Source organism: Janthinobacterium sp. 75 (genome assembly GCF_004365495.1).
GTDB lineage: Bacteria > Pseudomonadota > Gammaproteobacteria > Burkholderiales > Burkholderiaceae_D > Janthinobacterium.
On the sequence record NZ_SORD01000001.1, the window covers coordinates 1,880,054 to 1,900,620 of the forward strand.

At 64.9% G+C, this 20,567-nt stretch carries 20 protein-coding genes; 16 read left to right on the plus strand and 4 right to left on the minus strand.

The window, feature by feature from the left end:
• The first annotated feature begins 2 nt into the window (after window positions 1-2).
• From C8C89_RS08585 to C8C89_RS08645, 13 genes are all read left to right on the plus strand, one after another.
• On the plus strand, window positions 3-983 hold the full coding sequence (locus C8C89_RS08585) for a 3-oxoacyl-[acyl-carrier-protein] synthase III C-terminal domain-containing protein (RefSeq protein ID WP_101482680.1): 981 nt from the start codon (window positions 3-5) through the stop codon (window positions 981-983).
• A 10-nt stretch (window positions 984-993) separates the two neighbouring features.
• A complete protein-coding gene (locus tag C8C89_RS08590; protein WP_133989381.1) occupies window positions 994-2,031 on the plus strand; it encodes an SDR family NAD(P)-dependent oxidoreductase in 1,038 nt (345 codons plus the stop codon).
• The gene (locus tag C8C89_RS08595) at window positions 2,024-2,854 is read left to right on the plus strand and encodes an MBL fold metallo-hydrolase (RefSeq protein WP_133989383.1); all 831 of its coding nucleotides are present in this window, start codon (window positions 2,024-2,026) and stop codon (window positions 2,852-2,854) included. Before C8C89_RS08590 ends, C8C89_RS08595 begins: the two co-directional genes overlap by 8 nt.
• A complete protein-coding gene (locus C8C89_RS08600) occupies window positions 2,851-4,146 on the plus strand; it encodes a F390 synthetase-related protein (protein ID WP_133989385.1) in 1,296 nt (431 codons plus the stop codon). The genes C8C89_RS08595 and C8C89_RS08600 overlap by 4 nt, the downstream gene beginning before the upstream one ends.
• Window positions 4,143-4,781: a phosphatase PAP2 family protein gene (locus C8C89_RS08605; RefSeq protein ID WP_243857942.1), complete on the plus strand. Its 639-nt coding sequence runs from the start codon at window positions 4,143-4,145 to the stop codon at window positions 4,779-4,781. Before C8C89_RS08600 ends, C8C89_RS08605 begins: the two co-directional genes overlap by 4 nt.
• A complete protein-coding gene (locus C8C89_RS08610; protein ID WP_133989387.1) occupies window positions 4,778-5,893 on the plus strand; it encodes a sterol desaturase family protein in 1,116 nt (371 codons plus the stop codon). Before C8C89_RS08605 ends, C8C89_RS08610 begins: the two co-directional genes overlap by 4 nt.
• Window positions 5,890-7,005 carry an acyl-CoA desaturase gene (locus C8C89_RS08615; protein ID WP_243857943.1) on the plus strand — a complete coding sequence of 372 codons (1,116 nt, stop codon included), beginning with the start codon at window positions 5,890-5,892 and terminating at the stop codon, window positions 7,003-7,005. The genes C8C89_RS08610 and C8C89_RS08615 overlap by 4 nt, the downstream gene beginning before the upstream one ends.
• 67 nt (window positions 7,006-7,072) lie before the next feature.
• On the plus strand, window positions 7,073-7,636 hold the full coding sequence (locus tag C8C89_RS08620) for a MarR family transcriptional regulator (protein WP_133989391.1): 564 nt from the start codon (window positions 7,073-7,075) through the stop codon (window positions 7,634-7,636).
• Window positions 7,633-8,277: a DUF4166 domain-containing protein gene (locus C8C89_RS08625; protein WP_166674692.1), complete on the plus strand. Its 645-nt coding sequence runs from the start codon at window positions 7,633-7,635 to the stop codon at window positions 8,275-8,277. The genes C8C89_RS08620 and C8C89_RS08625 overlap by 4 nt, the downstream gene beginning before the upstream one ends.
• The gene (locus tag C8C89_RS08630) at window positions 8,274-9,737 is read left to right on the plus strand and encodes a TIGR01777 family oxidoreductase (protein ID WP_133989393.1); all 1,464 of its coding nucleotides are present in this window, start codon (window positions 8,274-8,276) and stop codon (window positions 9,735-9,737) included. The genes C8C89_RS08625 and C8C89_RS08630 overlap by 4 nt, the downstream gene beginning before the upstream one ends.
• Window positions 9,738-9,771: 34 nt before the next feature.
• Entirely contained in the window at window positions 9,772-11,160 is a 1,389-nt protein-coding gene (locus C8C89_RS08635; RefSeq protein WP_133989395.1) for an ethanolamine ammonia-lyase subunit EutB, read from the plus strand.
• A 71-nt stretch (window positions 11,161-11,231) separates the two neighbouring features.
• The gene (locus C8C89_RS08640; RefSeq protein WP_133989397.1) at window positions 11,232-12,674 is read left to right on the plus strand and encodes an aspartate aminotransferase family protein; all 1,443 of its coding nucleotides are present in this window, start codon (window positions 11,232-11,234) and stop codon (window positions 12,672-12,674) included.
• 13 nt (window positions 12,675-12,687) lie between these two features.
• Complete coding sequence (locus tag C8C89_RS08645) at window positions 12,688-13,932, plus strand: RimK family alpha-L-glutamate ligase (RefSeq protein ID WP_101482668.1); 1,245 nt, start codon at window positions 12,688-12,690, stop codon at window positions 13,930-13,932.
• Here the strand turns inward: C8C89_RS08645 and C8C89_RS08650 are convergent, their stop codons facing one another.
• Window positions 13,933-14,868 carry a hypothetical protein gene (locus C8C89_RS08650; RefSeq protein ID WP_133989399.1) on the minus strand — a complete coding sequence of 312 codons (936 nt, stop codon included), beginning with the start codon at window positions 14,866-14,868 and terminating at the stop codon, window positions 13,933-13,935.
• Window positions 14,869-14,951: 83 nt separating this feature from the next.
• Here C8C89_RS08650 and eutC point away from each other — a divergent pair, with 83 nt between their 5' ends.
• Window positions 14,952-15,740, plus strand: coding sequence for an ethanolamine ammonia-lyase subunit EutC (eutC, locus tag C8C89_RS08655; RefSeq protein ID WP_133989401.1), 789 nt, complete (start codon window positions 14,952-14,954; stop codon window positions 15,738-15,740).
• Here the strand turns inward: eutC and tsaD are convergent, their stop codons facing one another.
• The gene (gene tsaD, locus C8C89_RS08660) at window positions 15,741-16,781 is read right to left on the minus strand and encodes a tRNA (adenosine(37)-N6)-threonylcarbamoyltransferase complex transferase subunit TsaD (protein WP_133989403.1); all 1,041 of its coding nucleotides are present in this window, start codon (window positions 16,779-16,781) and stop codon (window positions 15,741-15,743) included.
• Window positions 16,782-16,991: 210 nt separating this feature from the next.
• Here tsaD and C8C89_RS08665 point away from each other — a divergent pair, with 210 nt between their 5' ends.
• The gene (locus tag C8C89_RS08665) at window positions 16,992-17,399 is read left to right on the plus strand and encodes a nitrite reductase (NAD(P)H) small subunit (protein WP_101482664.1); all 408 of its coding nucleotides are present in this window, start codon (window positions 16,992-16,994) and stop codon (window positions 17,397-17,399) included.
• Window positions 17,400-17,482: 83 nt separating this feature from the next.
• On the opposite strand, the gene C8C89_RS08670 is transcribed toward C8C89_RS08665, so the two are convergent.
• On the minus strand, window positions 17,483-18,544 hold the full coding sequence (locus tag C8C89_RS08670; protein ID WP_101482663.1) for a 3-deoxy-7-phosphoheptulonate synthase: 1,062 nt from the start codon (window positions 18,542-18,544) through the stop codon (window positions 17,483-17,485).
• A 150-nt stretch (window positions 18,545-18,694) separates the two neighbouring features.
• Entirely contained in the window at window positions 18,695-19,372 is a 678-nt protein-coding gene (locus C8C89_RS08675; RefSeq protein WP_133989405.1) for a hypothetical protein, read from the minus strand.
• Window positions 19,373-19,529: 157 nt separating this feature from the next.
• Here C8C89_RS08675 and ybiB point away from each other — a divergent pair, with 157 nt between their 5' ends.
• On the plus strand, window positions 19,530-20,522 hold the full coding sequence (gene ybiB / locus C8C89_RS08680) for a DNA-binding protein YbiB (RefSeq protein WP_133989407.1): 993 nt from the start codon (window positions 19,530-19,532) through the stop codon (window positions 20,520-20,522).
• The last annotated feature ends 45 nt before the right edge of the window (window positions 20,523-20,567 follow it).

Consider the following 20,567-nt stretch of genomic DNA (forward strand, 5'->3'; position numbering starts at 1 on the left):
ACATGATTCCAGTTCGCCTGATCGCGACGGGCAAAGCCGTGCCGTCGCATAGCGTTACTTCCGCAAGCCTGGACCTGAAATTGGGCCATCCGGCTGGCTACACCTTGCGCAAGAGCGGCGTGCTGTCGCGCTTTGTCGCTGCGCCCGATGAATCGCAAAGCCAGTTGGGCGCCGGCGCCCTGCTCGACGCGCTGAAGAACGCCAGCCTGCGTCCGTCCGACATCGATCTGCTGATCTGCGCCTGCGGCGTGCCTGAGCAGGCTTTGCCGAACACGGCCTGTTTCGTTGCAGAGCACGCGGGATTGCCGCCAGGCACGCAAAGTTTCGATGTCAACGCCAGTTGCCTCAGTTTCATGGCCGCTTTCCGCGTGGCCGCGTCCATGCTGGCCGGTGGCGCCTACCGGCGCATCGCCATCGTCTCGTCCGACCTCGCCTCGCGCGGGGTCGACTGGAGCGAGCCGGAAGCGTCGATGATCTTTGGCGACGGCGCCGCCGCCGTCATCGTCGAGCGGGGTGACGGCAGTGCCGGCATCCGCGCCTACAAGATGGGCACGTATCCGGAAGGGCGGCGCTACTGCGAAATCCGCGGCGGCGGCACCGAGCGCAACCCGCGCAACGGCTGCGCACCGGGCGATTACCTGTTCCGCATGGATGGCAAGGCCGTGTTCCGCCTGGCCGTCAAGGTGATGCCGGATTTCCTGGCGGAACTCATGCAGGAAGCGGGCGCCGGCCTGGAGAAAGTTGATGTGGTCGTGCCGCACCAGGCCAGCCCGCTGGGGCTCGCGCATGCGGCGCGCATCCTCGACGTTCCCGATGCTAAAATCATCAAGATCTTCGAAACGCATGGCAACCAGGTGGCCGCGTCCTTGCCCACCGCCCTGCACGAGGCGGTGATGACGGGGCGGGCCGTCGCAGGCCAGCGTTTGCTGATGATGGGCACGGCCGCAGGCCTGACCATCGGCGGCATGATTCTTGATCTGTGAAGGCGGTGCGATGAGGCGGATACTGGTCACGGGAGCAACGGGCGGCTTGGGACGCAATGCCGTGCGTACATTGCTGGCGCAGGGCGTGGAAGTGCGCGCCACGGGCCGCAACGCCGCTGTCGGCCGTGAACTCGAACGCATGGGCGCGCAATTCGTCGCGCTTGATCTGGCGCAAGCATCGCCGCGCCAGGTCGATGAACTGGTGCGCGGCATGGACACCGTCTGGCACTGCGCCGCGCTGTCCTCGCCATGGGGCCCGGAGCGCGACTTCATCGCCGCCAACGTCACGGCCACGGGCCAGTTGCTGCGCGCGGCCGCCAGCCTGCACGTGGCGCGCTTCGTGCACATCTCCACCCCGGCCATGTATTTCGATTACCGCAACCGCTACGAGGTAGCGGAAACCTTCCGCCCAGAAGCTTACGTCAACGCCTATGCGCGCTCCAAGGCGATGGCGGAAAAGCTGGTGCAGGAGTCGGTCGACCGCCATCGCGGCATGACTTGCGTGATCCTGCGCCCGCGCGCCATCTTCGGCCCGCACGACCAGGTGCTGATCCCGCGCCTGGCACGCGTGCTGCAGGAGCGCGGCGGCAAGCTGCCGCTGCCCAGGGGCGGCGCGGTCACCATCGATGTCACCTATGTCGACAATGTCGTGCACGCGATGTGGCTGGCCACCGTGCACAAGACCATCGCTTCGGGCGCCGCCTTCAACATCACGAATGGCGAACCGGCGCGCCTGTGCGACATTTTGCGCAGCCTGTTCTGCGAGCATCTGCAGCAGCCGTTCGAGATCGTCAACGTGCCGTACCGCGTGCTGGCGCTGGCTGCGCGCCTGATGCAGTTCGCTTCGCGTTTCACGCGGCGCGAGCCTTCCCTCACGCCCTACAGCATCGGCGCGCTCAGTTTCGACATGACGCTCGATAACGCCAAGGCGCGCAAGGTGCTCGGCTACCGTCCCATCGTCAGCCTGCAGGAAGGCATCGCCCTGACGGCGCAGTGGATGCGCCAGGAAGCGGCGGCGCACAAGGTGGGCAAGGAACGCAATGGCTAGCATTACCGCGTTTCGCGTCGGCCACTGCACCCACCCATCGTGCATGGTCTTGAAAGGCAGCGGGCTGGCCAGCCTCTGCTTCCCCTCGCGCGCCTACCTGATCGAAACGCGCGCGGGCCTGTACCTGTGGGATACCGGTTACGCCGAACACTTCCGCGCCGCCACGGCGAAGGGCGTGTACCGCATGTATGCGTGGGTGACGCCGATCTCGTTTGACGCGCAGGAGTCCTTGCAGGGCCAGTTGCGCGCGCATGGCGTGTCCCCCGGCGACATCCACACCTTGCTGCTGTCGCACTTCCACGCCGACCATATCGCCGGCCTGCGCGACTTTCCCGGCGCGCGTCTGATGGCGTCAAAACCGGGCTGGGACGCCGTGCGCGGCCTGTCCGGCGTTGCCGCCGTGCGCCAGGCCTTCGTGCCCGAGCTGCTGCCGTCCGACATTGCCGACCGCCTGGCTTTTGTCGAAAGCGTGCCGGAGACGCCCTTGCCGGCCGCCTTGCTGCCGTTTACGCACGGGCGCGATGTCAGCGGCACAGGCGAGATTTACATCGTCGACCTGCCCGGCCACGCCATCGGCCATATCGGTGCCTTCGTGCTGCAGGATGGCGGCTGGACCTTGCTGGCCTCGGACGCGGCCTGGGTGCCGGAAAGTTTTCAGCAGCTGCGCGGGCCGTCCGAACTGTCGTTCATCATCCAGCACAAGCGCGCCCCGTATTACGCGACCCTGAACCGCTTGCACCAGCTGCACCAGTCGGGCAATGCGCAGATACGCATCACGCATGAAGATACGCTCGATTATTTGCCTGTGGCGGGCCGCCCGTGAAGCGTATTTTCTGGCTGTTGCTGTCGTACTGGCGCACGCGCCGCTTGCGCTTCGCAAGCCGCGCGCAGCTGGAAAGTTACCAGCAGGAGCAGCTGGCGCGTTTCATGGACACGCTGTGCGCGCGCAGCAGCTACTTTGCGCCGTACCGCAAGCTGCCCCTGGCGCAGTGGCCAAGCATGAACAAGGCGCTGATGCTCGAACACTTTGATGCCATGAACACGGAAGGCGTCACTTTAGCGCAGGCGATGGCTTCTGCCATGGCCGCCGAGCATAGCCGCGACTTCACGCCTGCCGTGGGCGATATCACCGTAGGCCTGTCGTCGGGCACCTCCTCGCGGCGCGCCGTGTTTACCGTCAGCCCTCGCGAAAAAGCCCAATGGGCGGGCGTGATGCTGGCCAAGGCGCTGCCAGACGGGCTGTTTTCCGGCGAACGGGTGGCCCTGTTCCTGCGCGCGAACAGCAATTTGTACACGGCCGTGCGCTCGCCGTGGCTCACCTTTGCCTTCTATGACCTGTTCGAACCGTTCGACAGCCTGTGCGCGCAGCTTGCGCAATATCAGCCTTCCGTCATCGTCGCACCGGCCCAGGTGCTGCGCCAGCTGGCCTTGCGCGTCATCGACGGCAGCCTGGTGCTGGGACCGAAAAAAGTCATTTCGGTTGCCGAAGTGCTCGAAGCACAGGACCGCGCCCTGATCGTGCAGGCGTTTGGCGCCGTGCATGAAATCTACCAGGCCACCGAGGGTTTTCTTGCCAGTAGCTGCGAGCACGGCGTGCTGCATCTGAACGAGGAATATGTGCACGTCGAGCCGCAATGGCTGGATGAGGAACAACGCCGCTTCGTGCCCGTGATTACGGACTTTACGCGCATCACGCAGCCCATCGTGCGCTACCGCCTGGATGACATCCTGCTCGCGCGCGCCACGCCATGCCCGTGCGGCCGCGCCACGCGCGCCATCGCCGGCATCGAAGGGCGCTGCGACGACATGCTGCTGCTGCCTTCCGCGTGCGGCGGCGAACCCGTCGCCGTGTTTGCCGATGTATTGACGCGGGCCTTCGCGCAAGCCTTGCCGCCGGACGCCGATTACCGTCTGGTGCAGTCGGATGTAGCGGCCTTGCAGCTGCACGCGGCCCTGGACGATGCCGGCCTGGCCGCCCTGCGCGCGCACCTGGCAACGGTGCTGCGCGGCCTGGGCGTGGCCGTCGACGGCCTGGCCTGGACGATGAGCGCCGAATTGCCTTCCTTTGACCCCACCATGAAACGGCGCCGCATCCGGCGCCTTGCGACAGCATGAATCCTTCTCCCATGACTGCACGCGGCCGCCTGCTGCATTTGCTGGCCGGCTGGGGCAGTGTCGGCCTTGTGTATTTTTCCAGCGACTTGCTGCAAGGGCAGGGCGTGCTGCTGCCCGAAACGGCCATCGACCGCGCCATTCCCTATACGGATGCCGCCATCTGGCTGTACCTGTCTTTCTTTATCCTGATCCCCTACGCCTACCTGGTGGCCGATGCAGCGCGTGTGCGCTGGCTGGCGCGCGCAATGGCGCTTTCTGCCCTGAGCTGCGGCGTGGTCTTCCTGCTGTATCCGACCACCCTCGCATATCCGCCCGTGGGTGAAGGCAGTGCCTGGAGCACGCAGGCGCTGCGCTTGCTGCAAGCGGCCGATTCCGCGCAAAACTGCCTGCCGTCGCTGCATGGCGCCCTGACCCTGCTGTGCGTGTGGGCCTTGTGCGACAGGCGTCACCTGGTGCGCACCGCGCTGGCCGTGATGCTGGGCCTGGCGATCTGCTACGCCATCATCGCGCTGCGCCGGCACGTGAGCATCGACCTGGCCGCCGGTCTGGCCGTGGGCATCGCTGGCGGCATGTTGGCGAAAATGCAGGTATCCTTGACTGCCCGCCGCGCCATTTCCATAAAATCCGCATCATGATGAATCCCTTTGCCCTCTCTTTCCTTGTCATGCTGGCCTTCGTGCTGGCCGAACTGCTGATCCTGAAATGGGTGCGCAAGACGCCGGTGCCGTGGAAAGACGTCATTTTCAATCTCAATTCCGGCCACATCCTGATGTGGGTATTCCGCGGCGTGGAAGTGGCGGCCTTCGCCATGCTGCTGCGCCATGTGAACCTGCATATCGTCGACCAGTGGCCCGTGGCCGCGCAATGGGTGTTCGCCTTTTTTGCCTGGGACCTGTGCTTTTACTGGATGCACAGGCTGCACCATAAAATCCCTTTGCTGTGGGCCGTGCACGTGGTGCACCACCAGGGCGAGCATTTCAACCTGTCGCTGGGCGTGCGCAATTCCTGGTATTCATCGCTGACGAATTTCCCCTTCATCGCCATTCTGGCCGTGCTTGGCGTGCCGCTGGAAATCTTCCTCGTGGTCTCGTCCTTGCATTACACGGTGCAGTTCTATAACCATAATGCGCTGGTGAACAAGTCTGGCATCCTCGACAAATTCATGGTTACGCCTTCGCACCACCGCGTACACCACGGCACCGATAAACGCTACATCAACCGCAATTTCGGCGGTACCCTGCTGTTGTGGGACAGGCTGTTCGGCAGCTTCCAGCCCGAACTCGCGGGGGTGGAAATGCGCTATGGCGTGAAGGGCATGACGCCCACGCACAACCCCCTGTTGGCCAGCAACGGAAAGCTGTTCAAATGGCTGCGCGCGCGCTTTCCCCACTGGCAGTCGCGCGGCAACTTCCACGTGCCCGAGCTGTTCATCGGCATTGGTGGCGTGATCCTGTTTGGCCTGGTGATCTATTACGTCAACCATGAAGCGGCGCTGGCCGGCACTCAGCAGGCGATCCTGTTTGCGCTGATCTTCACCGGCACCCTGGCCCTGGGTGGCCTGTCAGATGCGCGCCGCTGGGGCGCCATCGCCTGGGTGGCCATCGCCCTGGCCATGCCGGCCCTGTATCTGGGCTGGTATGGCGCCCGCGATGCTTGGGGCACGGCATTCCTGGCAGCGTTGCTGGCGCATGGACTCGACGGCGCGCGCCGCCTGTGGTGGCCGGCAGCGGCGGGGACGCGCGCGTGACGCCAGTGCCTCCCTTGCCCCCGTTGCGCTTCCAGCCCGCACGCGATTCCGCCTTCCGCCGCGAACTGCGCGCGCGCGCCGACGCCTACCTGGCGGCCGAAGGAAAGCACCGTTTTGGCGATGTGCGCATGCACGCAAAAGCCGTCTTCCTGGCCGTGCTGACGGTATTGTTGTATGTGCTGGCGCTGCGCGCTGACAGCACCTTGGGCTTCGCCGGCAGCTATGTCGCTTGCCTGGTCACGGCCATGGCGCTTGCCATGAATACCCTGCACGATGCTGCCCATAGCGCCGTCTTCCGCCAGGGACGCCTGAATCGCATCCTGATCCGGCTGGTGGGCTTGCCCGTGGGCGTGGATACGGATTTCTGGACTATCCGCCACGTGCATTTCCACCACACCTATGCCAACGTGGAAGGCTATGACCTCGACACGGAACCGAATCCATTCCTGCGCCAGACGCCGTACCAAAGCTGGTCGCCCCAATATCGCTATCAATACCTGTACTGGCCAGTGGTGGCTGCCCTGTCGCTGCCTTATTTGAACTGGTATGGCGACTGGCTGGACCGATTCGGCAAGACACCCGTGGCCGCGCACAGCCGCTTGCAGGGCTGGCGCGGCTGGCTGTCGTTCCTGGGCTGGAAGCTGGGCCATGTGGCGTTGGTGCTGGCGCTGCCCATGTGGGTGCTGCGGCAGCACGGCATAGCCTGGGACGTCGTGCTGGGCGCGTATTTCGTGGGCCAGATGATCGCCTCATGCGCTCTGGTGGCGCTGATCCTCGGTACGCACTGGGCCGAAGTGGAATTTTTTCAGCCGGGCGCAGACGGCACCCTGCCGCATGACTGGTACCAGCACACGTTTTACACGGCCTGCGACTGGACGCCGCAACCGCGCCGCCTGCGCTGGCTCGGCTACTGGCTCGGCGGCTTGAATTTGCACCTCACGCATCATTTGTTCCCCACCTGGAATCACCGCCACTACCCGGCGCTGGCGCGCATCCTGGCCGAACTGGCGCCGCGCCACGGCCTCGTCTACCGCGAACTCGGTTATGGCCAGCTGCACGCCTCGCAGCAAGCCTTCCTGCGCGCCATGGGCCAGCCGCCCGCAAAGTCTTGACGAATCGTGCTTGACTCTGTTTCCGTTCCGTCTTACATTTCTGTAACGACAGAAATAAGAGAAAATCATGGAACTGAGTCCCACCACGCAAAAGTACATTCTCCATTGGGGGGAAATGGGCACCCGCTGGGGCGTCAACCGCACGGTGGCGCAAATCCATGCGCTGCTGTTCCTGGCCAACGAACCGCTGACGGCGGAAGACATCGCGGCCAGCCTGAACGTGGCCCGTTCGAATGTCAGCAACAGCCTGAAGGAATTGCAAAGCTGGGGCCTGGTGCGCATCACGCATGTATTGAAAGACCGGCGCGACCATTTCGTCGCCCTGCAGGATGTGTGGGAAATCTTCCGGGTCATCATGGAGGAACGCAAGCGGCGCGAGATCGATCCCACCCTGACGGTGCTGCGCGAGTGCGCGATCGAGGGCGAGCACGATGCGGCCATTGCGCCGGCCACCCTGGAACGCATGGGCGAAGTGCTGGCCTTCCTGGAAATGCTCAGCAGCACTTACAGCGACTATAAAAACCTGCCGCCGGCCACCCTGCAGCGCATGCTCTCCATGGGCGGCAAGGTGGCCAAGTTCCTCAGTCCGGACGACAAGCCGGCGAAATCGAAAAAGCCGGGCAAGTCATGAACGGGCCTTCCGAAGGAGAGCTGTTCAGGAAGGTGATGGGCGAGCAGTGGCTCACCCTGCATCCGGACATCCGCCGCCGCTTCGAGAAAAATCCAGCGCCGGGCCAGCCCCTGTATTACCAGGGCGAACTCAGTGAACTCACCAGTTCGCGCCTGGGCAAGGTGCTGGGCTGGCTGACGCGTCCCTTCATCGATGGCGCGCTGATTCCGTACGACGACCACGACTTCCCCGTCGATATCGAAGTCTATTCACGTCCCGGCTGCCCCTTCATCTTCAAGCAGCGCACCTACCGTCTGCACGGGCGCGCGCCCATCCGCTTCACGTCCTACATGGCGGAAAGCGCACAGGGCGAAGTGCTCGAATACGTGGGTATGGGGCTGGGCATGAAGCTGGTGCTGCATGTCGAAGAAGGCAACCTGCACTTCACCAGCGATGGCTATTTTCTCGATCTTTTCGGCTGGCGGATGCCACTTCCCGGGGTGCTCACGCCAGGCAGGACCTATCTCTGCCACCGCAACGACACGCCGCAGCAGTTCAACATCCGCATCGAAATCCGCCATGCCCTGTTCGGCACCACCTTCACCCAGGTCGGCGTGTTCCGCGAAAGCGCGGCGCCCACCCTTCACAAGGACACACCATGAATACGCATCTGCTGGCCCTGCAACTGATGGCGGCGCAAGGCTGCCTGGGCGCCTTCGACACCATCTACCACCATGAAATCACGGAAGCGCTGCCGCAAAAGGCCTCGGCGCGCCTGGAATTGACCATCCATGCCACGCGTGCGCTGATCTACAGCCTGCTGTTCGTCGGCCTGGCCGCCTGGGAATGGCATGGCGCCTGGGCCTGGGTGTTGGTGATCGTGTTTGGCGTGGAAATCGTGCTGACCCTGTGGGACTTCGTCGTCGAAGACCAGACCCGCCTCTTGCCCGCCACGGAGCGGGTCACGCACACGGTGCTGGCGATCAACGCGGGCGCCTTCATCGCCCTGCTGGCCCTGAACAGCAGCCAGTGGGCGAGCCTGCCGACGGCCCTCGTGTGGCAGCCTTATGGCTGGCTCAGCGTCTTCCTGGCCCTGTGCGGCGTGGGCGTGGGCCTGTCCGGCCTGCGCGACGCGTATGCCGTGTGGCAGTTGGGCCGGCGCAAGGTACAGGAGACGGCAGAGCAAGAGGAACACCTGAGATTTGCCGCCGCGCCACAGTCCGTGCTGGTGACGGGCGCCACGGGTTTCATCGGCCAGCAGCTGGTCAGCGCCCTGCTGGCCGACGGCCACGCGGTGACGGTGCTGACACGCCAGCCGAAGCAGGCCGCGTGGACCTTCGACGGCAAGCTGCGCTGCATCCAGTCGCTGAACGAATTATCGGACGCGCAGCGCATCGATATGGTGGTCAACCTGGCCGGCGCGCGCATCGTCGGGAAGCGTTGGACGGACGCGCGCAAGGCTGCCCTGCGCCGCAGCCGCGTGGTGCTGACGCAGGACCTGGTGGCGTGGATCGCCCGCGCGCAGCACAAGCCGAGGGTGCTGCTGTCCGCGTCGGCCATCGGTTACTACGGCGTGCAGCCGCAGGGCGACGCGACGGAATTGACGGAGGAGAGCGCGCCGCAAGCCATCTTCATGTCGCAGCTGTGCCAGGAATGGGAAGCGGCCGCGCGCCAGGCGGAGAAATTTGGCGTGCAGGTGGGCTGCATGCGCTTTGGCCTCGTCTTCGGCCACCAGGGTTCGCTGCCGCAGATGCTCTTGCCGATCCGCTTCGGCGTGGGTGGCCCGCTCGGCAGCGGCAAGCAATGGGTATCGTGGGTGCATGTGCGCGACGTGATCCGCGGTGTCGCTTACCTGGCGCGCCGCAGCGAACAAGGCGCGGTGAGCGGCGCGTACAACTTCTGCGCGCCGGAAGCCATCGAGCAGCGCCGCCTCGCCCAGGTGGCGGGCGCGGTACTGCACCGGCCCAGCTTCATGCCCACGCCGGCCTTCGCCATGCGCGCCTTGCTGGGCGAGCAGGCCGACTTGCTGGTGGAAGGTCAAAGGGTCGCACCGCGCCGTTTGCTGGCCGACGGCTTTGTCTTCCGCTATCCACAGCTGGAAGGGGCGCTGCGCAGCCTGTAGCCTGGCGTAGAATGGGGCATGGAGGAACCGAACCATGCCCCGCTTCAGTCATACGATAGACAAGCATACCTATGCGTTCGCCAGCCTGAAGGAGCTGCTGGCAAAGGCCACGCCGCCCCGTTCGGGCGATGTGCTTGCCGGCGTGGCGGCATCGAGCGCGCGGGAGCGGGTGGCGGCGCAACTGGCGCTGGCGGAGGTGCCGTTATCGCTGTTCCTCAACGAGGTGCTGGTGCCGTATGAAGATGATGAAGTCACGCGCCTGATCATCGACTCGCATGCGCGCGCCGCCTTTGCGCCGATTTCTCACCTTTGCGTGGGCGACTTTCGCGACTGGCTGCTCGATGACGCGACGGATACGGCGCTACTGTCCCGGATCGCCGCCGGCATCACGCCGGAAATGGCGGCGGCCGTCTCGAAACTCATGCGCTTGCAGGACCTGGTACTGGTGGCCCGCAAGTGCCAGGTCGTCACGGCCTTTCGCAATACGCTGGGCCTGGAAAACCGCTTGTCCACGCGGCTGCAGCCGAACCACCCGACGGACGACGCCACGGGCATTGCCGCCTCCATCCTCGATGGCCTGCAGCTGGGCAGCGGCGACGCCGTGATCGGCATCAATCCCGCCACAGATAATGTGGCGCAGGTGGTCTCGCTGCTGCACTTGCTCGACGCCGTCATCGACCAGTATCAAATACCCACCCAGTCCTGCGTGCTCACGCACATCACCAACACCCTCGAGGCGATACGCCGCGGCGCACCCGTCGACCTGGTGTTTCAGTCGGTGGCGGGCACGCAGGCGGCCAACCGCAGCTTCGGCATCGACCTGGCGCTGCTGGCCGAGGGGCAGGCGGCGGCCCTGTCGCTGGGACGCGGCACGGTGGGCAACAATGTCATGTATTTCGAGACGGGGCAGGGCAGTGCCCTGTCGGCCGGGGCCCACCACGGCATGGACCAGCAAACGTGCGAGGCGCGCGCGTATGCTGTGGCGCGCGCGTATCAGCCGCTGCTGGTCAATTCTGTGGTGGGTTTCATCGGCCCCGAATATCTGTATGACGGCAAGCAGATCATGCGTGCGGGGCTGGAAGACCATTTCTGCGCCAAGCTGCTGGGGCTGCCCATGGGCTGCGACGTGTGCTACACCAACCACGCGGAAGCGGACCAGGATGACATGGATGCCTTGCTGACCATGCTGGGCGTGGCCGGCTGCAATTTTGTCATGGGCGTGCCGGGCGCGGACGACATCATGCTTGGCTACCAGAGCACCTCGTTCCACGATGCCCTGTATGCGCGCCGCGTGCTGGGCTTGCGTCCCGCACCCGAATTCGAGGCCTGGCTGGCGCACATGCAGATCACCGATGCGCAGGGCCGGCTGAAGTGGGTGCTGGCGCACGCCTTCCAGGCGGCGCTGGGGCGGCTGCCGGCGTAAAACGGCGCAAATTGACGCCCCGGGCGGGTGCGCCGGTGCGATAATCGGCGATCTCCCCATTCGACGCCATCATGCTGCCACCCGACCCCGATTCCCTCGATCCGCACGACTGGGATGCGTTTCGCGCGCAAAGCCATCGCATGCTCGACGACATGCTCGACTACGCACAGCGAATTCGCCAGCGGCCTGTTTGGCAGGCGGCGCCGGACAGCGCCCGCGCGGCATTCGCGCAACCGTTGCCGCGCGCACCGGGCGAGCTCGGTGAGGCCCACGCCAGTTTCATGCAGGATGTGCTGCCCTACGCCGTAGGCAATGTGCATCCCGGTTTCATGGGCTGGGTGCATGGCGGCGGCACGCCCGTGGGCATGCTGGCCGAGATGCTGGCGGCCGGCCTGAATGCGAATGTAGGCGGGCGTAACCAGATGCCGGTGGAAGTGGAGCGCCAGATTACCCGCTGGATGGCCGAACTGTTCGGCTTTCCCGAGTCGGCCAGCGGCGTGTTCGTCACGGGTACCTCGATGGCCAACTTGATGGGCGTGCTGGTGGCGCGCACGCAGGCGCTGGGCGTGGAGGCCCGCCAGCATGGCTTGCAGGGCGCGCCGCTGGTGGCGTACACCTCGGCCGCCGCGCATGGCTGCATCGCGCAGGCGATGGACCTGTCCGGGCTGGGCACGGCTGCCTTGCGCCGCATTGCCGTCAACGAGCGGCAGCAGATCGACGTCGCCGCCCTGGCGCAGACCATCGCGCGTGACCGCGCGGCGGGCCTGCGTCCCTTCTTTATCGCTGGCACGGCCGGCACCGTGGACACGGGCGCCATCGACGATTTATCGGCGCTGGCGGCATTGGCCAGGCACGAACAGCTGTGGTTCCACGTCGATGGCGCCTATGGGGCACTGGGCATGCTTTCGCCTCAGGTAGCGCCCCTGCTGGCTGGCATTGAACTCGCAGACTCGCTGGCGTTTGATTTTCACAAGTGGGGGCAAGTGCCGTATGACGCGGGCTTTTTGCTGGTGCGTGACGGCACGCGGCATATGGCGGCGTTTGCCGCTCCGGCGGCCTATCTGCGGCGCGAAACGCGTGGGCTGGCGGGTGGCTCGCCCTGGCCCTGCGATTTCGGCCCCGACCTGTCGCGTGGCTTCCGTGCGCTGAAAACCTGGTTCACTTTCAAGGTACACGGCGCCGAACGCATGGGCGCTGCCATCGCGCACACCTGCGTGCTGGCGCGCTACCTGGCCGAGCAGATAGCGGCCACACCGGAGCTGGAATTGCTGGCGCCCGTGACCCTGAACATCGTCTGCTTCCGCCACCGTGGCGTCGCCGATGGTGACAGCGATGCCTTCAATGGCGAGATCGTCGCCGACTTGCACGAGTCTGGCATTGCGGCGCCATCGACTACCACCATCGGCGGGCAGCTGGCCATCCGCGCCGCCATCGTCAATCACCGTACGCGCACCGAGGATATCGATGCGCTGCTGGCGGGCGTGCTGCGCTTCGGCGCCGCGCGCCTGTCCTGAAAGGAAAGCCAACATGAACGATTTGCTGCTGCACGCTGCCACGCCATATGCGCCGCTGATCGGCCTGGCGCCCCTGATGCGCCTTGCCTTTCTGCAGGAAGACCTGGCGCCGCTGGGCGAAGCGCTGCTGGCGCGCGCGCAAGCGTATCCCGATGACGCGCACGCCTGCCTGGATTTTTCCACCGTGCTGCAATTGAAGGGCGAGCGCGAGATGGCGCTGGCCGTGCAGGCGCAGGCGATCGACTTGCAGCAGCTGTATGCGCTGCCCGCGCAAGCGCCGCAATCTGGCCCCGGCATCCGCGTGCTGGTACTGATGGGGCCAGGCGACCTGATGTCGAATACGCCCATCGAGTTTCTCGTCGAGCAGTCCGACGTGGCGCTCGACCTGCTGTACCTGACGCTGGAAGGCCCCTTGCCGGAAGAAGTGCCGGATCACGACGTGCTGCTGGTGGGCGTGGCCGAGTCGGACGCCAACCAGCCCTTGCTGGCGCTGCTGGCGCAATTCGTGGCGGACTGGCCACGCCCGGTCATCAACCTGCCCCAGCATATCGCACATACCTCGCGCGATGGCCTGTGCGGGAAGCTGCAGGATTTTCCCGGTGTGGCCATGCCACGTACGGTGCGCATCGCGCGCGCGGAGCTGGCGGCGCTAGCTGCGGGGGAATTGCCGCTCGATGCCGTGCTGCCCGGCGACGCCTTTCCCCTGATCGTGCGGCCCCTCGGTTCGCACGCGGGCCACGACCTGGAAAAGATGGAGCACGCCAGCGACTTGCACGCCTATCTGCAGGCCGTCGACGCGCCACTCTTTTACATCGCCCGCTTTGTCGACTACCGCAGCGAGGATGGCCAGTTCCGAAAGTACCGCATCGTGCTGATCGACGGCATGCCGTACATCTGCCACTACGCCGTGTCCTCGCACTGGATGATTCATTACCTGAACGCGGGCATGGAGGAAAGCGCGGCCAAGCGCGCCGAGGAGGCCCGGTGCATGGCGCATTTTGACGAGGAATTTGCGCGGCGTCATGCGGCTGCCTTGTGTGCCATCAATGCACGCATGGGCATGCCTTATCTGGGCATCGATTGCGCCGAAACGCGTGACGGTGAATTGCTGGTGTTCGAAGCAGACAACGCCATGATCGTACACGCCATGGATGCCGAAGCCCTGTACCCATACAAGCGTCCGGTCATGCAGAAGGTCTTTATGGCGTTTCGCGCCATGCTGGCGCGGGCAGCTGCCGGTGATTGCGCCGCTAACTGATCACTTGCCCAATAACTGCTTCAGCAGCCGGCGCTTGGCCGTGCTGCGTTCTGTTTTCCAGTAGCCGTCGAACTGCAGCAGCAGGGCGTTATTGTGAAAAATGCGGATGTGCTGGGGCTGGCCCAGCATGACGGCGTGCACATAGCTGGCGAAAGATTCGGCAAAGTCTTCATGCATGCTGGTGGCCGCATACAGGGTGGCGAAGTTCGTGCCCTGCAGCTGCGCATACGCGTCGCGCATCTGGCTGGCGGCCAGGCGGGGCGCCTGGTAATACACGACGTCTGCGCGCAGGGAGAAATCGTTGCCTGGCAGGGGCACGACCTGCAATGCTGGCGTGATCTGCCAGGTCAGCGGCAGGTAGTGGTAGTCGTGCGCACTGCGCATGGCCTTCGCGGCGTTCCACCATTCGGGCAGCAAGCCCCGGCCGGCGGCCAGCACATGGCCGAATTCGTGCAGCAGCAAGTATTGCAGTGCGCGCTGGCGGTTGTCGTCCTCGGGTGCGGCGATCTGCGCTTCAAGGCGATAACCATCTTGCGGCGTGAAGGGCGTGTTCTCCTTCCAGGTGGCCCAGGCATTGGCCGTGCGCGCCTCGAACGCTTCCACGTCGAGCGCCACCACTACGCCCAGGATCACGCCCTCGCTACTGACGACGATGTCGCTGATGGCCGAGGAACCCAGCTGTCGCGCAAAGCCCACTCCCAGCAGCACGCCGTCGAGCAGCGCCTGCACGGAGGCCGGCATGGTGGCCATGGCCGCGCGCACGTCGGCATGGAAATCAGCGTCTACCTGCTTGGAAGTGGGCTGCGCGGCGACGCCGGTGGAGGCATTGACTTGCGCCACATGGGCGATAACTTCATCCTGGGCGGGCCCAAGGCGCTCGAGCAAAGGCAAATCGTACAGCTGGTCCCACTGCGCGGCATCGGCGGCAACAATCATGGCGTTCCTGGCGTGGTGAGTGACGGTGATAAACTGGAATTGCGGCGCAGTGTAGCAAGGATACGCGCTTGCAGGGAGGCTGTATGGCTAAAACGGATATTGGTGTCGGTAGTGACTGGCAAGCCTTGCGCCGGCATACGGTCGCGCGCATCGCGCTGGGACGCTGCGGCGTCAGCGTGCCGACCCGCGCGCAACTGGCGTTCCAGCTGGCCCACGCCCAGGCGCGCGATGCCGTGCATCTGGCGCTCGATGGCGAGGCACTGGCACGCGCCTTGGCCGCGCAAGGGCAAGACTGCGTGCAGCTGCATAGCGCCGCCGCCACGCGTGCCATCTACCTGCAGCGGCCCGACCTGGGGCGCCGGCTCGATGACGTTTCACACGCGCGGCTGGTAGGTGGCTCCAAGGGAGTAGACCTGGCGCTGGTGGCGGCAGATGGCCTGTCGGCGCTGGCCGTGCAGCGCCACGCGGCGCCATTTCTGGCCGCCTTGCGCGAACGGCTGGCGCTGGAGGCGTGGACGCTGTCGCCGCTGCATATCGTGGCGCAGGGGCGGGTGGCCATCGGCGACGAGGTGGGGCAATTGCTGCAAGCGAAGGCTGTGCTGGTGCTGATCGGCGAGCGGCCGGGCCTGAGTTCCCCGGACAGCCTGGGCCTGTACCTGACGTGGGCCCCAAAAGTAGGCTTGCTGGACGAGCGCCGCAACTGCATCTCGAATGTGCGCCCCGAGGGGCTGGCGTATGCGCCGGCCGCGTACCGGCTGCACTACCTGCTGTCGCAGGCATTCAGCCGGCAATTGTCGGGCGTGGACTTGAAGGATGAAACGGTGGAAGAGGGCGCGGCCCTGGCGGGCGCGCGCAACTTCCTGCTGGAGTGATCAGACTTCGCGGATTTCGTCCAGCGGCCAGCGCGGGCGAACATTGAACGAATAATCGTGCTTGGCAGCATCGGGGTTGATTTGCAGGCGCATGGCGCCGGCGAAGGCGATCATGGCGCCGTTATCGGTACAGAATTCCAGCTCCGGGTAATACACCTTGAAGCGCTTCTTGGCGGCGGCCGCGTTGAGCGAAGCGCGCAGCTGTGCGTTGGCGCCCACGCCGCCGGCGATTACCAGGCGTTTCAAGCCCGTGTGCTTGAGGGCGGACACGCATTTGGCCGTCAGCACGTCGACGATGGCGTCGACGAAGCCGCGCGCGATATTCGCCTTGTCCTGATCGCAGATATTCGCGATGACTTTTTCTTCATGGTTCTTCACCACCGTCAGCACGGCCGTTTTCAAACCGGAGAAACTGAAATTGAAGTCCTTCGAGTGCAGCATCGGGCGTGGCAGTTTATACGCCAGCGGGTCACCGAATTCGGCCAGGCGCGAAATGGCGGGGCCGCCCGGATAACCGAGGCCCAGCAGCTTGGCCGACTTGTCGAATGCCTCGCCGGCCGCATCATCGAGTGTTTCGCCCAGCATGGTGTACTGGCCCACGCCATCGACGCGCATCAGCTGCGTGTGGCCGCCCGACACCAGCAGCGCGATGAAGGGGAATTCCGGCGGCTCGGACGCCAGCAGCGGCGACAGCAGATGGCCCTCCAGGTGGTGGATGCCGAGCACCGGCTTGTTGATGGCCAGGCCCAGGCTGCAGGCAACGGAGGAACCCACCAGCAGCGCGCCGGCAAGACCCGGGCCTTGCGTGTAGGCGATGGCGTCGATTTCGGGCAGACTGATGCCAGCCTTGGCCAAGGTCTCTTCCAGCAGCGGGATGGCGCGGCGGATATGGTCGCGCGACGCCAGTTCCGGCACCACGCCGCCATATTGCTCGTGCATGGCTACTTGCGAATAGAGGGCGTGCGACAGCAGGCCGCGTTGCGTGTCGTACAAGGCCAGGCCGGTTTCGTCACAGGAGGATTCGACGCCAAGAACAATCATGAAGGTGTTAAATAGGGAGGAGTAATCCGCCATTGTAAAGGAAAGCCGGGCAGTCCACCGTGCGGCCGGCGCACCATTTCGGCGGCAGTGTGCACTTGCGCAGTGCGCCGCAGTGGCGTTTTGCCTTGTATTTCGCCCTTCTTGCGCCTGTACCGGCACTGGCACCGCTTTTGCTTAGGCAAGCGTGTGCCTTTTTCAAGGGAGTTCGCGATGCCAGAACAATGGAAAATGATTTGCCGCCTGAAGGATATGCCGCTGGCGGGTGCGCGCATGGTGCAGCGGGGCCTTGCGTGGCAGGATTTGCCGGGCGTGGCGCTGTTCCGCACGGCTGACGATACGGTGTACGCGCTGCTCGATACGGTGCCTTGCCTGGGTGGCCCGCTGGCGCACGGGGTGCTGATGGAGAAAAACCTGATGGGGCCGAAGAACAGCTGGATCATCGAGCTCGATTCGGGCCGCCTGGTGGCGCCCGTGCAGGGCATGGCGCGCCTGTACGCCGTGCGCATCATGGACGGGCGTATCTACCTGGACGTCAATGAACTGAATATCCCGGCCAGCAAAGCGGAACAGGCGCTGGCCGGGTCGTACGCCGTGCTGCCGCATGTGCAGATGGCATAGGTATATGGGGGCAGACCCACAATGCCGCTAGCGCAAGGGTCAGCGCCAACGTGGTCGGGGGTCTGACCCCGGCTCTTTGCTGCTTACTTGGGACGGTTCAGCAGATGCGCATGCGCGTCCCGCAGCATCGTGGCCGTCGTATCCCAGTCGATGCAGCCGTCGGTGACGGAGCAGCCGTAGGTCAGTTGCGACAGGTCTTGCGGAATCTTCTGGTTGCCGCTGACGATGTTCGATTCGATCATCACGCCCACCAGCGAGTGGTTGCCCTGGCGGATCTGGTTGACCACGTCGGCCATCACCAGCGGTTGCAGTTCCGGCTTTTTATAGCTGTTCGCATGCGAACAGTCGACGACCAGGTTGGCCGGCAGCTTGGCCTTGGCCAGTGCCTGTTCGGCGATGGCGATCGAGACCGAATCGTAGTTCGGGCGGCCGTCGCCGCCGCGCAGTACCACGTGGCCATACGCATTGCCGCGCGTGCGCACGATGGCGACGTTGCCTTCGGCGTTAATGCCCAGGAAGGAGTGCGGATGCGCCGACGACAAGATCGCGTTCACCGCGATGCTGATGTCGCCATCGGTACCGTTCTTGAAGCCCACCGGTGTCGACAGGCCGGACGACATTTCGCGGTGCGTCTGCGATTCCGTGGTGCGTGCGCCGATGGCGGTCCAGGCGATCAGGTCGCCCAGGTATTGCGGCGAGATGGGGTCCAGCGCTTCGGTGGCGGTGGGCAGGCCCAGTTCGCACACGTCGAGCAGGAACTGGCGCGCCTTTTCCATGCCTTCGTTGACCTTGAACGAGTCGTCCATGTACGGGTCGTTGATATAGCCTTTCCAGCCCGTGGTGGTACGCGGTTTTTCGAAATACACGCGCATCACCAGCAGCATCGTATCTTTGACTTCCTCTTGCAGCGCTTTCAGGCGGCGCGCGTAATCGAGGCCGGCGACGGGGTCGTGGATGGAGCACGGACCGACGACGACGAACAGGCGCTGGTCCTTGCGGTCGATGATGTTGCGCAGCGCTTCGCGGCCGCGGCTGACGGTGTCGAAGGCGCTCTCCGACAGGGGCAGCTTGGCGTGCAGTTCTGCCGGTGTTGGCATGGGCGCGAAGGAGGTGACGTTGATATTTTCGATGTCTGGCGTATTCATGATTCTGGCTCGGCTTTCGCTATTGCGTTCTTTAAGAGGCAATAGTGTAGCGGAAATGCGGCCTGGCGGCGGGGATGAGGCCAAAACGGGAATGCATGAGTTGTTTTTATGGCAGGGCCGGCACGCCGCCGGCCCCTTGCTCCCGGGCGCTCAATGGCCGCCGGCCAGGCTGGCGCCAAAGCTGTAGCGGGCGATGCGCTGGTAGTTGCCGGCCAGCTCGGGTGGCCGGGGCAGGCCGGGATGGCGCCGCACATGCTCGAGTATCGCCGTTTCATGCTGGCGTATCTGCGCGTCCAGGCAGGCGACCTGCTGGCGCAACAGGGCGTGCAGCGCATGCTGGCCCGCCTGCAGATGGGCATCGAGGCGCGCCGACTCCTGCTTGCGCACGCCTTCGATGGCGTGCAGGCGGCGCAGCCACAGGCGCAGCTCCACGTAGGCGGGCGATGGCGGCGTCCAGTGCGCGGGGCGCCTGTCCTCGCAGTAGTTGGCCAGCACCACGGCGCTGCGCCCCGCGTCCTCGGGCAAGCCTTGGCCGCGTATATATTCTTCCAGTTGCGAGGGCTGGGCATCGCAGACCAGCATGCCCATGTCCGCCAGCACGCGGGCAGGAACCTCGCTGTACGTCATGTCGAGGCGCATGCAGACGCGCAAGCCCGTGATGGTGACGTCGTTCCTTTGCAGCCAGCTGCGCAGCCAGCGGTAGCCGGCCATGTCGTTTTCCAGCACCTTGCACAGTACTTCGCCGCCCGAGAGCAGCACGGCTTTCAGCAGCAGCTTGCTCGTTTCGATGCCGACGAAGGCCGTTTCCTGTTTGATCGCGTGTTCCATGATGAGTCCTCCCATGCAGTCTTATACGTAGCGGCGGCGCGTACGGATGCAGACGCGATGCAAATTCGTAAAAAAATAGCTTGGAAGACTGTTGCATTGGCGCCTAAGCCATCCGCCAGCCCGTCTGCACGGGGAAAAATCCGTGTAAGCTGGCGCCATGACGACTGTTTCCATACCCCATACCGACGTGGCCGGCGAGCCATTCCCCGCTGCACGTTTCATCAAAGAAATAGGACGCGGCAAGAACGGCGCGCGCAGCATGACGCGCATGGATGCCTGCGCCCTGTACCGCGCCATGCTCGAGGCCCGCGTGTCGGACCTGGAGCTGGGCGGCATTTTGTTATCGATGCGCATCAAGGGCGAATCTGTGGATGAGATCGCCGGTTTCCTCGACGCGGCTGAAGCGTCGTTCGTACCCCTTGCCGCGCCGGCAGGTGAATTTGCTCCGATCATCATTCCCAGCTACAACGGCGCGCGCAAGATGGCCAATCTGACGGCCTTGCTGGCGCTGCTGCTGGCGCGCGCGGGCGCACCTGTGCTCGTGCATGGCGTCACCAGCGACCCTGGCCGCATCACCACGGCCGAAGTGCTGGCCGCGCTGGGCGTGCCGGCCTCGCCGGATCATGCGCAAGCCGAGGCCGCCATGGCGCGCGGGGAAGCGGCCTTCCTGCCCATAGCGTCACTGGCACCGCGCCTGGCACACATGCTGTCGCTGCGGCGCGTGCTGGGCGTGCGCAATTCCACGCATACCCTGGTGAAAATCATGCAGCCCTTCGCCGGGCCCGCTCTGCGCCTGGTGTCGTACACGCACCCGGAATACCTGGAAATGCTCGGTGAATATTTCCTGACTGCCTCTGATCCTGCGCGCGGCGACGCTTTCCTGATGCGCGGCACGGAAGGCGAGACGGTGGCCAACGCCAACAAGGCGCAGCAGATCGACTGGTTCCATGGTGCTGAACGCACGGTGCTGGTGGAAAAGCAGGCGCTGGTGGAAGAGTTGCCGCATTTGCCGGCCGAGCGCGATGCCACCACCACGGCTGCCTGGATCGCTGCCGTGCTGCGCGGCGAGGTGCCCGTGCCGCCGTCGATCGCCGAGCAGGTGGGGCAATGCCTGATGGCATCGCGGCAGATTGCAGCACGGCCGCGCTAGCTGCGTCGCCGCAGTTTACAATGGCGTCTTTGTAATCAGCGGTGA

What these genes read in the sequence shown, in the direction of transcription:
- C8C89_RS08585 (WP_101482680.1), top strand. Translation starts at nt 3, where the DNA reads ATGATTCCAGTTCGCCTGATCGCGACGGGCAAAGCCGTGCCGTCGCAT.
- C8C89_RS08620 (WP_133989391.1), top strand. Translation starts at nt 7,073, where the DNA reads ATGGAACTGAGTCCCACCACGCAAAAGTACATTCTCCATTGGGGGGAA.
- C8C89_RS08635 (WP_133989395.1), top strand. Translation starts at nt 9,772, where the DNA reads ATGCCCCGCTTCAGTCATACGATAGACAAGCATACCTATGCGTTCGCC.
- C8C89_RS08625 (WP_166674692.1), top strand. Translation starts at nt 7,633, where the DNA reads ATGAACGGGCCTTCCGAAGGAGAGCTGTTCAGGAAGGTGATGGGCGAG.
- C8C89_RS08595 (WP_133989383.1), top strand. Translation starts at nt 2,024, where the DNA reads ATGGCTAGCATTACCGCGTTTCGCGTCGGCCACTGCACCCACCCATCG.
- C8C89_RS08670 (WP_101482663.1), bottom strand. Translation starts at nt 18,544, where the DNA reads ATGAATACGCCAGACATCGAAAATATCAACGTCACCTCCTTCGCGCCC.
- eutC (WP_133989401.1), top strand. Translation starts at nt 14,952, where the DNA reads ATGGCTAAAACGGATATTGGTGTCGGTAGTGACTGGCAAGCCTTGCGC.
- C8C89_RS08640 (WP_133989397.1), top strand. Translation starts at nt 11,232, where the DNA reads ATGCTGCCACCCGACCCCGATTCCCTCGATCCGCACGACTGGGATGCG.
- C8C89_RS08645 (WP_101482668.1), top strand. Translation starts at nt 12,688, where the DNA reads ATGAACGATTTGCTGCTGCACGCTGCCACGCCATATGCGCCGCTGATC.
- C8C89_RS08630 (WP_133989393.1), top strand. Translation starts at nt 8,274, where the DNA reads ATGAATACGCATCTGCTGGCCCTGCAACTGATGGCGGCGCAAGGCTGC.
- C8C89_RS08605 (WP_243857942.1), top strand. Translation starts at nt 4,143, where the DNA reads ATGAATCCTTCTCCCATGACTGCACGCGGCCGCCTGCTGCATTTGCTG.
- C8C89_RS08675 (WP_133989405.1), bottom strand. Translation starts at nt 19,372, where the DNA reads ATGGAACACGCGATCAAACAGGAAACGGCCTTCGTCGGCATCGAAACG.
- C8C89_RS08590 (WP_133989381.1), top strand. Translation starts at nt 994, where the DNA reads ATGAGGCGGATACTGGTCACGGGAGCAACGGGCGGCTTGGGACGCAAT.
- ybiB (WP_133989407.1), top strand. Translation starts at nt 19,530, where the DNA reads ATGACGACTGTTTCCATACCCCATACCGACGTGGCCGGCGAGCCATTC.
- tsaD (WP_133989403.1), bottom strand. Translation starts at nt 16,781, where the DNA reads ATGATTGTTCTTGGCGTCGAATCCTCCTGTGACGAAACCGGCCTGGCC.
- C8C89_RS08610 (WP_133989387.1), top strand. Translation starts at nt 4,778, where the DNA reads ATGATGAATCCCTTTGCCCTCTCTTTCCTTGTCATGCTGGCCTTCGTG.
- C8C89_RS08650 (WP_133989399.1), bottom strand. Translation starts at nt 14,868, where the DNA reads ATGATTGTTGCCGCCGATGCCGCGCAGTGGGACCAGCTGTACGATTTG.
- C8C89_RS08665 (WP_101482664.1), top strand. Translation starts at nt 16,992, where the DNA reads ATGCCAGAACAATGGAAAATGATTTGCCGCCTGAAGGATATGCCGCTG.